This is a genomic window from Chryseobacterium flavum, from assembly GCF_003385595.1.
GTDB lineage: Bacteria > Bacteroidota > Bacteroidia > Flavobacteriales > Weeksellaceae > Chryseobacterium > Chryseobacterium flavum.
The window spans coordinates 37,264-50,661 of record NZ_QNUE01000001.1 but is presented as its reverse complement, the minus strand read 5'-3'; the positions used below and the strand labels follow the sequence as shown (position 1 = coordinate 50,661).

Annotated in this window: 12 protein-coding genes; 10 read left to right on the top strand and 2 right to left on the bottom strand. The window is 38.2% G+C overall.

The features are described from left to right. Positions 1–18: 18 nt before the first annotated feature. Positions 19–645, bottom strand: coding sequence for a superoxide dismutase (locus tag DRF59_RS00240; protein WP_115956297.1), 627 nt, complete (start codon positions 643–645; stop codon positions 19–21). Positions 646–839: 194 nt separating this feature from the next. Between DRF59_RS00240 and DRF59_RS00235 the strand changes: the two genes are divergently transcribed. Next, positions 840–1,469, top strand: a complete 630-nt coding sequence (locus tag DRF59_RS00235; protein ID WP_115956296.1) for a helix-turn-helix transcriptional regulator — start codon at positions 840–842, stop codon at positions 1,467–1,469. Then, on the top strand, positions 1,470–2,117 hold the full coding sequence (gene hxpB / locus DRF59_RS00230; protein WP_115956295.1) for a hexitol phosphatase HxpB: 648 nt from the start codon (positions 1,470–1,472) through the stop codon (positions 2,115–2,117). Between the two features lie 45 nt (positions 2,118–2,162). On the opposite strand, the gene DRF59_RS00225 is transcribed toward hxpB, so the two are convergent. Further along, on the bottom strand, positions 2,163–2,783 hold the full coding sequence (locus DRF59_RS00225) for an RNA polymerase sigma factor (protein ID WP_115956294.1): 621 nt from the start codon (positions 2,781–2,783) through the stop codon (positions 2,163–2,165). Positions 2,784–3,025: 242 nt separating this feature from the next. On the opposite strand from DRF59_RS00225, the gene DRF59_RS00220 reads away from it, so the two are divergent. From DRF59_RS00220 to DRF59_RS00185, 8 genes are all read left to right on the top strand, one after another. Continuing rightward, on the top strand, positions 3,026–3,982 hold the full coding sequence (locus DRF59_RS00220; RefSeq protein WP_241505448.1) for a FecR family protein: 957 nt from the start codon (positions 3,026–3,028) through the stop codon (positions 3,980–3,982). Between the two features lie 50 nt (positions 3,983–4,032). Continuing rightward, entirely contained in the window at positions 4,033–7,323 is a 3,291-nt protein-coding gene (locus DRF59_RS00215; RefSeq protein ID WP_115956292.1) for a TonB-dependent receptor, read from the top strand. 313 nt (positions 7,324–7,636) lie between these two features. Continuing rightward, entirely contained in the window at positions 7,637–8,929 is a 1,293-nt protein-coding gene (locus DRF59_RS00210; RefSeq protein WP_115956634.1) for a hypothetical protein, read from the top strand. A 72-nt stretch (positions 8,930–9,001) separates the two neighbouring features. Continuing rightward, positions 9,002–9,925: a T9SS-dependent choice-of-anchor J family protein gene (locus DRF59_RS00205; protein WP_115956291.1), complete on the top strand. Its 924-nt coding sequence runs from the start codon at positions 9,002–9,004 to the stop codon at positions 9,923–9,925. A 170-nt stretch (positions 9,926–10,095) separates the two neighbouring features. Further along, positions 10,096–10,836: a hypothetical protein gene (locus DRF59_RS00200; RefSeq protein ID WP_241505447.1), complete on the top strand. Its 741-nt coding sequence runs from the start codon at positions 10,096–10,098 to the stop codon at positions 10,834–10,836. A gap of 1 nt (position 10,837) precedes the next feature. After that, positions 10,838–12,211, top strand: coding sequence for a S41 family peptidase (locus tag DRF59_RS00195; RefSeq protein ID WP_241505446.1), 1,374 nt, complete (start codon positions 10,838–10,840; stop codon positions 12,209–12,211). Between the two features lie 81 nt (positions 12,212–12,292). Then, positions 12,293–12,562: a hypothetical protein gene (locus DRF59_RS00190; protein ID WP_115956289.1), complete on the top strand. Its 270-nt coding sequence runs from the start codon at positions 12,293–12,295 to the stop codon at positions 12,560–12,562. Between the two features lie 62 nt (positions 12,563–12,624). Continuing rightward, positions 12,625–13,347, top strand: coding sequence for a sterol desaturase family protein (locus DRF59_RS00185; protein WP_115956288.1), 723 nt, complete (start codon positions 12,625–12,627; stop codon positions 13,345–13,347). Positions 13,348–13,398 lie beyond the last annotated feature (51 nt).

Sequence of the window (13,398 nt, the reverse complement as noted above, 5' to 3'; positions counted from 1 at the left end):
TATTTACAATCAATGTTATTATCTTACTTTTGACAAAGCCTCTTCATATTTTTTCTCAACAGCAAACCAATTCAGTACAGACCAGAAGGCATCCAGATAATCTGCACGTTTATTCTGATAGTTCAGATAATAAGCATGTTCCCATATATCTATTCCAAGGATCGGAAAACCTCTGTTCATTGAAAGAATATCCATCATCGGGTTATCCTGATTAGGGGTAGAACTGATGGCCAGAGATCCGTTGAACTTTACATACAACCACACCCATCCTGAGCCAAACTGAGCCAACCCTGCTTTTTTCATTTCTGCTTTAAGCTCTTCCAGGCTTCCGAAAGTAGCTGTTATATCGTCATGAAGCATGCCTTCAGGACTCAGCTTAGGGTTCGGCGAAAGAATTTCCCAGAATAAAGAGTGGTTATAATGCCCACCTCCGTTATTTCTTACGGCAGGACTATACTCGCTGATTCTTTGCAGTAGTGAATCAAGATCTGGATTGATCTCATTGGTCTGCAACAGAGCTGCATTCAGATTGTCTACATAAGCCTGATGATGCTTCTGGTGATGAATAGTCATTGTTTCCTTATCTATAAAAGGCTCTAAATCACTATAATTATAATTCAGCTGGGGTAATGTAAATGGCCTCATCGTATTTATTTTTTTAATTAATGTATGACAAAGGTAAAAATATATTTAAATAAAACAACTTTATTGTTGTTTTATTAATGTTATGAGTTAAAAAGCTAGTTCGCTGTAAATGTTTTGTTTAAGCTTATTTTTTTAAGGTTATAGAAAATGACTATATTTGTTGTTGGAAAATAAAACAACCTAAATATTGTCAAATGAAGAAGCCGGCGGCAGACCGTATTCTGATGTTTCTGAAGATGAGAGGAGAAGCAACGTCACTTCTTATTGCCGAAGAATTATCTATCACTAAAGAAGGAGCCAGAAAGCATTTGCTGAACCTTGCGCAGGAAGGCCTGATTCGTTCACTGGTAAAAAGTGAAGGAGTTGGCCGTCCGTCTACTTACTATGTGCTTACAGAAAAAGGATTGTCTCAGTTTCCGGATACTCATGCGGAAATAACGGTTCAGCTTTTAAGGTCTGTAAAGAATCTTTTGGGAGAAAATGCATTGGAATTGTTGATCAGTGATCGTGAAAAAAACACCCATACCCGGTATGAAAAAGTACTTTCGGGAACAAGAACACTGGAGCAACGTCTGGATGCTCTGGCAAAAATCCGCAGTGAAGAAGGATATATGGCAGAATGGAAAAAAGAAGGACGGGAGTATTTTCTGATAGAAAATCATTGTCCGATCTGTGCCGCAGCAAAGGAATGTCAGGGATTTTGCCGTGCCGAATTATCCAATTTTCAGTCATTGATTGGCAAAGAATACGTCATAGAAAGGGTAGATCATATTATTTCAGGAGGGCAGCGTTGTATTTATAAAATAACCGGTAATTCAATATAAATGGTTTTAGAGGCAGTGATATTTGATATGGATGGAGTTCTTGTAGATTCCGAAGGTTTCTGGGCTCAGGCAGAACTTGATGTATTTTCATCTTATGGGGTACAGGTAACGGAAGATCTGGCATCTCTCACCCGGTATATGACTACCAGGGAAGTAACAGAATTCTGGTACAACAGATTTCCATGGGGTGAACTTGATATTCCTTCTGTAGAACAGCAAGTGATCACAAGGGTTATTGAGCTGATCCGTTCAGATAATTGTACAATGCCAGGCATTGAGGACCTGATCAGACGTTTTAAAAATAAAGCCTATAAAATAGGACTGGCAACCAATGCTCCTTTACAGGTTGCAGAAGCTGTGCTCGAAAAACTTGAGGTCAGACACCTGTTTGATGCCGTACATTCGGCAGAATCTGAGGTTCAGGGAAAACCACATCCAGCTGTATATCTTACTGCTGCGAGAAAATTAGGAGTTTCTCCTGAACAGTGCATTGCCATTGAAGACAGCTATTCAGGTTTAAAAGCAGCAAAAGACGCCGGTATGAAAACGGCTGTTTTCACAAATGATAACGAAGACATTCATTTTGACATTGCAGATTTTAAAATCATGAATTTTAAAGAGACCCGGTTACCCGAGTTTTCATTATAAGTCTTGCTTTACAGAATAGGTAATTCTGTAAAGTCATTTTTTAATCTATCTTGTAAAGAACTCAATAAGTACAAGCATGGATATCAGTTTTTTAGAAGACTGGTATTCAGGATTCAGCTGTTCCCGTATTTCACCAAGAGCTTTACTCAGCTTATTACTTACCGTTTTATTACTGATTCCCAGTGCTTCTGCCGTTTCATTGACAGACATATTTCTGCGGATCCTCATATCATATACTCTCTGCTCTGTTGGAGGAAGCTGTGAAACCACACTGTCAATCATTGATAGCAGGGCAGAAATTTCATTTTCTTCAAGAATTTCAAAATATTCAGTATCAGTTATTTCTATTTCCGGGGCATCCAGCTCATCAATGCTTAACGTGGGAGGTACTTTTTTATAACTGTTGTAATAATCAATAACCCGGTAATGAAGATAGCGGAGCAGATATCCTTTGGCATTTCCGGATTCATCTGTTTGTATGGCATCCGTATTTTCAAGGATTTTCATCCAAAGATTCTGAAGCAGTTCTTCTGTAATTTCTTTATCACGGGTCCGGACAAAAACAAAGCTATATAGACTATCCCAGTATCGGTCATACAGCAGCATAAATGCAGGGCGGTCGCCTGATTTTATTTTCTTTAGTAAAGTATAGTCTGTTAGGTTCATATTGCTGTTACAAAATTACCTAAAGGAAAATTAACTTTTTGTGAACTTTAATTATGGTAAGGTTAAATATTTCTTGAAATCTGGGCTTAAATATGAATCTAATGTTGAGTAAATGTAAAAAAAGTTGAAAATGATCTTGAATCAGGTTGTAATATGAATAGAATGTTAACAATTCGGTAGGGAAGTTTTTCATTTTCACTGTCTTATAGATAGAAGTATCTGTGAATACGATGAACCATTTTATGAAACGTTTTAAATATAAAGATATCGAAGCCTTTGTTTTCAGGCTTTGGGCCCGTGAGGTATCAGGGCAAAAAATAACCCGAAAGGAAAATGAAATTATAGAGCACTGGAAAATCCATGTGGGAAAAGATATGGACCCCATTCATATGAGAGAATCCAGAGAACGGGTATTAAATGCATTGGAATACTATTTTAAGCCACATAAGGAAGCCGGAAATGCCGGCCACTTTAAAACGCAGGTTTATAAAATCGCAGCAGTTATTGTTTTGCTGTTATCAGTAGGAGGTCTTTTTACCTATAATACATTTTTTAAACAGAATGTTTATTTGGCAACAAAAGAACAAAAGGAGATCCACCTGAAAGACGGGTCGGTTATTACCCTGTTACCCGGTGCAGAGCTTACTGTTGACAAGTCATTTCCTGCATCAACAAGGGTGGTTCATCTGAAAGGGGATGCTGTTTTTTCAGTAGCAAAATCAAAAGTACACCCTTTTATTGTTCAGGCTGACGGATTCAGTACCAAAGTATTGGGAACAGTATTTAAGATTTCACAATCCGGTAAGAAAAAAACAGTTGACCTCTATGAAGGTAAAGTGGCAGTATCATCTGAAGGAGTACCTGTTTCTTATCTGAAACCCAATCAGAAATGGACCAACTTTGGTGTGCTGCACACCACTGCTATTATATCAATGGGAGCAGTTAAGGCTCAGGGAAAACAAAAATCTGAACTCCTTTCTTTAAGCTTTAATGATGTACCTCTCAAAGAAGTTATTGCAGTGCTGGAGGGCAATTATAATACAAAAATCTATTATCCTAAAGAAGCAGAAAACAAGAAAATTACGGCTGACTTTACCGGAGGTACTGTTGCAGAAAATATAGAATCACTGGCCTTTATACTGGGATTGGAGGTGCAGAAAAAAGAAAATGCCTATACCCTGAAAAAGATTAGTCAGTGATATTAAAAAAATAAATAATCATAAAATTCTAAAAAAGAGAACACTTACGTATGAAAAGTTTGAAATGTGGTCTTACCGTAGCAGCTTTATTTTTTACTGTAGCAGCAGAAGCGCAGGAATTGGTTCAGAAAGTTTCATTTTCTGTTCCTTCAAACAGACCATTAATTGAAGTACTGGAAGAATTTGCCGGAAAAACGGGAATGAGATTGGCCTATTCAAAAACAGACATTAAAGAACTGAGGATAAAAGGAGTAAAATGTGAGAGCAGTTCAATAGATAATTGCCTGAAGGATATTACCAACGGACTTCCTGTTGTATTCCGTCTCCATGGTGATCTCATCTCAATAAAATATCAGGGTTCTGGCTTTGCTGTGCCGGGAAATGGCCGGATTTCAGGAAAAATTGTTAATGAAATAGGAAATCCTGTTGTCGGTGCGGAAGTAAGTATTGCACAGAAAACCACCACGACGGATAATAATGGCGATTTTGCAGTCGATCTTCCCTCAGGTGTCTATACATTGACTATAAAGGCTCCCCAATATAATACATTAAGGGTAGAAAAGCTGTCTGTGACTAACAAGGAAACCAATACTGTTTCATTTGCTTTGAATAAAGCTTCTGATAAAGTAACCGATATTAAAGAAGTGGTAGTAACAGCAACCCGTAAAGCAGATACCCAGGCAGGATTACTGGCGCAGCAGAAAAAAGCAGCACAGATGAGTGACGGGATTTCTGCTGAACAGATTTCCAAAACTCCGGACAGCGATGTGGGGGGAACCCTAAAAAGAGTTACAGGAATTACTACCATAGATAACAAATATGTAGTGGTACGGTCTATGGGAGAACGCTGGAATACTGCAGCCATGGATGGAATTAATCTGCCAAGTACCGAAGCCTATAACCAGAACTTTTCTTTTGATATCATTCCAACAGCAATGGTGGAAAGCGTAGTGGTAAGCAAATCCGCAACCCCTGATATGAATGCCAGTTTTGCAGGAGGATATGTGGAAGTGAGAACCAAAGATATTCCCAATGAAAATTTTACGACAGTAACAATGGGAACTTCTTATAATGATCAGTCAGCCTTTAAGGAATTTCTGACCCGTAAGCGCGGAAAGTATGATTATTTCGGATATGATGACGGAACAAGGGATTTTCCCAAAGGACTTGAGCCAATGAACTGGACAGATCCAAGATTTTTTGAGCAGTCCAGACAATTTACAAATGACAACTTCAGTACCTACAAAACTAAAGGTGACATGGGGTCAAATATACAGTTCGCAATAGGAAGAACATACGCTCTTAAAAACAATAATAAATGGGGTTTTGCCGGAGCATTTGTGATCAGGAATGAACAGAATAAACTGGACATCGACCATACCGGAAGAGGAAACTGGCTGGATACAACGGGAATGCCTGATGAAAATGGACAGATCCCATTTTATAATTTTAAAAACAAAGGCGCTTCCTATAACTACAACTCTACGATGGCAGGAATGCTTAACTTTGGCCTTCAATTGGGTAAAAACAGATTTTCTTTCCGTAACTCATATACCCATATTTTTGATAATACACTTACCAGAGTAACGGGATGGAATGAATATTCCACAGGAAGTGGGATGGCTTCCAATGCTGAGGCTGCCTATAATTATTTTTATTACGGAATAGTGCCTGGCAATGATCCTGCTCAGATCAAAAATCTGGACAGACCCTATACCGACAATACTAATTATCCTATTTTTCAGACTCTTTTGCAGAATAAGCTGGAAGGAAACCATAAAACGGGAAATATAGAGGTCAGTTGGTTTGCTGCCCGTACTGGTGTGGCATCAGATACTAAAGATTATACGCAATATCTGACCCGTTATGATTTTATAGGGAATGAGATATTAACCTATCATAAAATCTATAATTCCGGTGCTGATTTTTATAGAGGATATATAGAAAACAGGGAAACAGATTATAATTTCGGCGCTTCAGTCAAATGGGATTTGGATACCGGAAATTTCAAAAATGCAATTAAAGCAGGGTATGCGGGTGCTTTAAAAAATAATACCAATCAACAACAGAAATTTTTCCTGAGAGTAGATGAAAACCGGGATGTTCCGAATAGTGAAAAAAATTATTTAACCATGTATGGCCCTCTTGCAGAATGGTTCAATGGTTCTCATTATGTTCCCGGAGGAATTGGATGGGAAACCCGGGCGTTGTACAAAAACGATAAGTACGAAGGGGATGTAAAGCAGCATGCTTTTTATCTTATGTTTGATAGCCGCTGGAAGAATAAATTAAGACTGGTCTGGGGACTTCGGGCTGAATATTTTAAATATGATCAGATTTCCCAACAATTAGATCCAACTGATTCTAAATATGTTGATAAAGCAGAGATAGCGGACAAATCATGGCAATGGATGCCTTCGCTGAATTTCACTTATAGCCCTACCAGCAAGATTAATCTGAGGCTGGCATATAACAAATCTGTGATACGCCCTCAATTCAACGAAAGAACAGGACTACCTTATTTTGATCCGATTGCGAATGGCTTAATTTATAATACACCGATGACCTCTTCTGTTATTAACAATTATGATTTCAAATTCGAATGGTTTCCAGGACTGGGAGAAATATTTTCGGCAGGACTATATTATAAGAACATAGACCGGCCTATAGAGCGTGAGGGGCATATTTCAAGTGAAGGGAACTTATTCCTTTACAATGGAAATTCAAAGAACGCTAAACTAAAAGGTTTTGAAGTGGAAGTTAGAAAAAATCTGGGCTTTATAACTGACGCAGCTTTTTTACAAAAGCTTTTTATAAGTGGAAATTTCACATATAATGACACTAAAGTAATTGCCTTTAAAGATTTATATAAGACAGAAGATACTGATGAAACCTATGAGGTAAAACGGCCACTTTATGGTCAGACTCCTTATGCTTATAATTTAGGGCTGATGTATGATGGTAACCGTTTGGGGCTGAGTTTTCTGTATAATGCTAAGGGAGACCAATACATTACGGTGGGATACGCATATAAAGGAGAAGAAATACAGCGCCCTTATGCTGTAGCCGATGCACAAATTTCATACAAATTCCTTCAGAACAGGAATCTGGAGCTAAAATTCAACGTGAGAAATTTATTTGACAGAGTGAAAGAATATTATAACAATTTTAATTCTTATCTGGCCGCAAAAGGTGATGGAGGAAGTACTGTAGGAACTGAGCGGGAAGCCTGGGGACTTTTACCCGGCGCAACAGACAGATATGATAAGAATATTGATAAGATTATGTTTCGGGCCTACAGCGGAAGACTGTTCAGCCTGAGTGTGAACTATACTTTCTAAATCCCGGCCTATGGTAGCCGGAAGAAATATGATAAAGAGCTCTTGATATAGTAATGTACAGGTTCCGGTAGCCTGATCAAAACTGATCGATACTGATGATGCGCACAGCAGTACAGTTCTGAAAAGCCGGCGTTAACAGCTTTCCCAGGCATTAACGACTCTTACGGGGACTCCCGCAATGCAGCTCCTCCTGCAGAGATGGGATGAACACCAAAAAACAAATCGAAGGAATAAGAGGAAGATATTCCTGAATATTAAAAAACTGATCTGGTATAAAAAAATGACACGACCGGATTTATTAAAAATTATAACAATGAAAAAACTAACTCTAATTGCAGTTGCAGCATTATCACTTACAGCTTGTCAACACGATCAACTGTCAGATTCTTCATCTCCGTTTGAAATGCAGCCGACTTCTGCTGAATACCTTACAGCTTCTTCACTTCCTGTAACAAGTGTAAGCGGTAATATCACTACAAATACTACATGGAGTGGAGTGGTTGAGATCAATGGTATTGTAACCGTAAAAGATGGTGCTACATTGACTATTCAGCCGGGAACTTTCATTAAAGCAAAACCAAACACAACCAATACTGCTACAGGAGTTCTGGTAATTGCTAAAACAGGTAAAATCAATGCTACAGGAACTGAAGCACAGCCAATCATTTTCACAAGTTATAAATTATTGGACGGGAATGAAGATACCACTGCAGCCCCTGGTGATTTCGGAGGTGTTATTATCTTAGGAGATGCTCCTACCAATACTCCGTCTACCAAAACCATTGAAGGATTAAGTGGTTCTGATTACTATTACGGAGGAACAAATTCAGCACATAATGGAGGAACATTGAAATATGTTCGTATTGAATTCGCAGGGTATGACCTTTTAGCTCCAAACTCAGGAAATGAGATCAATGGACTTACTTTAGGAGGAGTTGGAAACGGAACTATATTAGACCATATCCAGGTATCTTACGGTAAAGATGATTCTTTTGAGTTCTTCGGAGGAACAGTAAATGCATCAAACCTTGTATCTTTTGCAGCAGATGACGACAATTTTGATTTTGATAACGGATATACAGGAACAATTACCTGTGCACTTGCTTTGGCAGATTATAATTCTACGCACAGTCTTAGCGGAACAAGTCCGGATTCTAACGGTATCGAGCTTGATAATAATGCTGATGGTTCTTCTACTACACTTTTAACGCATCCAGTGATTAAAAACTTAACAATCGTAGGTCCGAAGAACTCCAGTAAAGGTGCTTTATACGAAAACGGAATCCATATCAGAAGACATGGAAGATTAACATTAAATGATGCTGTAATTACAGGGTATCCTGTAGGAATCAAAGTAGAAGGAACAGGTTCTGAGCTTTCTTCTGCTTCTACATACAGCACTATTAAAGTTCATGGCTTTACAACTTCTGTTACAGGAGCAGGTACAGCAGGAATACCTGCAGCAAACCTTCTTACAGGAGCTACGGCTTCAGCATGGGGAATGAGCCAGCCATTCTTTAATGAAGGAAGCTGGAATGTATCTCCGAGAAACTGTGGAAACTTCCAGGGACTTTGGACAAAATACAATTTTGCAATTGTAGAATAAAACTTTGAAGAGCAGGGAATGGCATATGCCGATTCCTTGCTTTTTATTTCTAAAAAAACTTAATAATGTATTATGAAAAAAATAATTTTATCATCTGTTCTGGTATTATCCCAGATGTTTACAGCACAATCGCTGGTATGGAGTAATTCATTTGATACTGCTGCAGATCTTCAGGGATGGACATTCCATGATCTTAATAGCAATAGTAACGGATGGATACAGGGACAGAATATCTATCATGACGGAACTTCTCTGACATACGGTACAGCAGGCGTGCTTCGTCATTCTATAAGTTTGGTTCCTACCGGTAGTGTTGCAGGTTTTGGGACAGAAAATGACTGGATCATATCCCCGGAAATTGATTTGACATCTGCTACAGGGACAATTACTCTGGCAGCTTATGTGGGAAGGCAGAGAACAAGTCATACTATTGTTGGAAGGGATCTTTATATCTATGTGAGTACTCCTCAAAAACAAGTTCCGGATTTAGCGGATTTTCAGGCAATGACCGTAGATGCAAACGGGAATGATCTTCCAAGCCCATATAAAATACAGGTAGGAAGTTCAGATAATCCATTTCCGTCTGACCTTACCCAGTTTGTAGAAGATCTTGTAGATATTTCCGCATTTGCAGGGAAGAAAATTTATATTGGACTGTGGTCTAACAGAAAGCCTAACGGAAATAACATCCAGAATATCAATATAGATGAAATTTCAATCTATGCTTCCTCATTTTTAGGAACCAAAGATGTGAAAGGAAATAAAAATATAACAAGAATAGCAGAAAACCCGGTAAGAGAATATTTACAACTACAGCTTAATCCGGTCTTGAAAGAAAATATAACCGTTATTACCATTTATAATGCAGCAGGTCAGAAAGTACTTTCTGCTCCGTACTCCCGGTCTGTTAATGTATCAGTCCTATCCAAAGGTGCTTATCTGATAGAAGTGACTGACGGAAAGACTACAGAACGATTGAAGTTTATAAAAAAATAACCGATCGTCAAAACTGATTCCGAAGAAACCATGAAAATTTAAATATACAAGTATGGATGATCAGGAAAGGGATTATCCAGAGCATATCCAACCATTTTTTTATAATTGTTTATTGCCCTGCACATGAGGGCGGGGCAATATTTTTAATTCAAATGATATAATTAAGAAAGATGAATAAAATCTTTGCATTGTTACTATTTACATTACTGTTTTCGTGTACAGACAATACGGTAATGGAGGCTTACGATAAAATACAAAAACCAGGAGAAGTGACCATTAAAGGATTCTCAAAGCCTGATGTGCTTCAGCTTAGGTTTAACGGTGTTCCGGTATCAATTAATGGAAATACATCCTATACCAACCAGATAGAAACTGAACTTGACTTTGTCCTTGATAAAGGAGAGGCTAATAAACTGGCTATCTATAATCATGAAACAGGATCTGAAATTGCAAAATACAATATTACCTATGATAATATTGATGATTATAAAACTCTGTACTTCTTTAATCTTCCGGGAATTTTTCTTCAAACATATGTAGAAAAACCTCAGGTCAATTTTGGAAAAGTAGGATTTGAATTTATTTTTCCAAACCTTGGAGAATATTCAGGAACATCTCTTAAGGAAGTAAAAGGCATTTTAAAAAGGGAAAACGGAACGGTGCTCGCCGAATTTGAAAGCATTGGAAAAGATCGTTTTACAGAAGTCAAAATCTATAATTCTTTCAGTGCGTCTGCCCCGGTCTTTCTGGAACTGTATAAACCCGGAACTACGGAACCCTATGCCGGAACCGGATTGATTCAGGTGAAACTAAAGCAGCATACAGGTGCCAATCTTATTGTACTTCAGGAAAAGCCTGAAAACGGAACATGGGTGGTAAGGGGAGATATAGATGTTTCAGAATATCTTTAATATGATGAATAATTTTTTCAAGCTTCAGTTTATTGTTATACTTACCTTGATTATTTCGTGTACGAATAATGATGAGGCTCCTCCTGTGTTTCCTGAAGGAAGTACAGAGTCTGTGAACCTTTGGGTGCAGGACAGTATGAAAAGGTATTATTACTGGGCAGATCAGATGCCTGCAAAACCGGATTACCGTCTTCCAACAAAAGATTTTTTTAAAAGTCTTTTATCATCCCAGGACCGGTTTTCTTTCATCGTCAATACGGAAGACCCGGCCAGTTATCCACGATCCATACGCAATATGTACGGTTTTGACTATACGGTTCTTCAGCTGACAAGCGGTAAAGTAGTCACTGTTGTGAAACTGGTTCTTAAAAACTCTCCGGCATTCAATGCGGGACTGGAAAGGGGGATGATTATTACCAAAGTTAACGGGAAAGAAATTACAGCCGCCAATGCTGAAGAAATAACCTCATCCATGAAAGATCAGAACGTAATCGGACTGACTGTAGGAAGGTGGGAAGACGGAACCGTTGCCGATGAAAAGTATCTTACAGTATATTACGGGTATTCTTTTGAACAACCTCTTTTAGCAAAGGTCTTTCAAAAAAATGGTAAAAAAACCGGATATTTATACATATATGATTTTCCGGATGGTATGACAGCAGCACTTTACCAGAAGTTTGCTGATTTTAAAGCGGCCGGGATACAGGATCTGATCCTGGATTTAAGGTACAACTACGGAGGTTCTGTTTCATCTGCAGCAGCCCTTTGTTCTCTTATTCCTGCAGGGTTGTCCGGAAGTTCACCATTTATTCTTTTTAAAGGTAATAAAAACGGAGGTGAAGTGAAAAGGACGTTTGCACAGCAGATCGCTTATGATCCGAAGGCAATTGATTTTAATACATTAAGAATTAACGCACTGGGATTAGGAAAAGTTTATATTCTTACTTCAAACAGTACAGCCTCTGCAGCGGAAATAGTAATTAATAATCTGAAACCTTATGTACAGGTTATCCAGGCCGGCGATACTACTTTAGGAAAGGATATGGCCGGATTTACAGTAGAAGATAAACGTAAACCCAGAAAGATCTCATGGCAGATCCATCCTGTAATCTATAAAGTATTCAATGCCAGTGGGGAGGGAGGCTACAGTAATGGGATCCAGCCACAAATTACAGTTAATGAATATGAGGTACTGCCATTGCTGCCACTGGGGGATTCCGAAGAAACCCTTATTTCATCAGCTTTAAGTCATGTTTATTCAAAAGGAGCCGTTCATAAAACGGAGTATGAAAAAATTAAAAATTTATTCCAAAGCGATGTTCCTTTTGCAGAAGCAGGAAATAGATTAAGGACACCAGCAGGACGGCAGCAATAAATGATAATTACAAAACAGCAAAACAAAACGATCTGTTTCGTTTTTAGCTTTCAAGGATAATAATTAGATAAAATTTAGATTATGCAGGGAATAGAGCCAAAACTTCACACGAGCCTGACCAGCCGTATTGAATATTATCGCCTGTTAATAGAAGCTGTAGATGACGCAGAATCTCAGTCTTCTGATCTTTTTTTGCAGATTTCAGAACTTGGTAATCTGTATGATGACTATTTATTCAATAAAAAGAACCTGGAAAAAAGTATTAAAAATTACAGAGAGTATCATGATCATCTTAGGAAAAGGTTAACGGTCAGGCTCCGGGAACTCAAAAGAAAAGCGAAACAGAGGTAAATTGCCTTTTGTTTTCAGTAAATTTCATACATTTATATCATCAAGTTGGCTGATGAAGAATTATGAACTTTAATGAAACTGAACTTTCCTGCTGCCTGTATCTGTTCCGGCAGTTTTCATGGTTCCAATGGACTGTATTCAGTGTTGTAATTAATATTTTTTTATACCTGTTTTCCATTGGCCTATATCTTTTTATAGATAAAACATGTCGTAAAAGCCTGTTACAGCAAAAGGATCATCCGGTTACTTTTTCTGATTTCTGTCTCAGTCTTATTACTGTGATCTGCAATTGCCTGGTTTTGCTTTTTGGGGTCGTATTATGGAAAAACGGCTGGATAGAAGTAAGAGCCGGAGAGCCAGGAGGGTTGATTTTTTTAGAGGTGATTGCCTTACTGCTTTTAATGGATCTGCTGATGTATTTCTTCCATTATGCCGCCCATTTACCGTTTGTGTATAATATTCTGCACGCTAAGCATCATGAGCATGTAAGCACCAATTTCCTGAGTCTTTTCGTTCTGCATCCTTTTGAAACCATTGGATTCGGACTGATGATGCTGGCTGTAATGACGCTATATGATTTTTCTGTGGTTTCCATTTCAATCTATTTGCTGATTAATCTCATCTGGGGTACAATAGGACACTTGAACAGGGAGTTTTTTCCGGCTCAGTTTGACAGATACTTTATTGGTACAACCCGGTTTCATAATCAGCATCATTTGGATGAGCATAAAAATTTCGGATTCTATACTTCAATCTGGGACAGGTTGTTTGGAACTTATAAATAGAAATAAGAAGATTAAATCTGATGATGTAACACCGTTACTTATCTGCCTGCC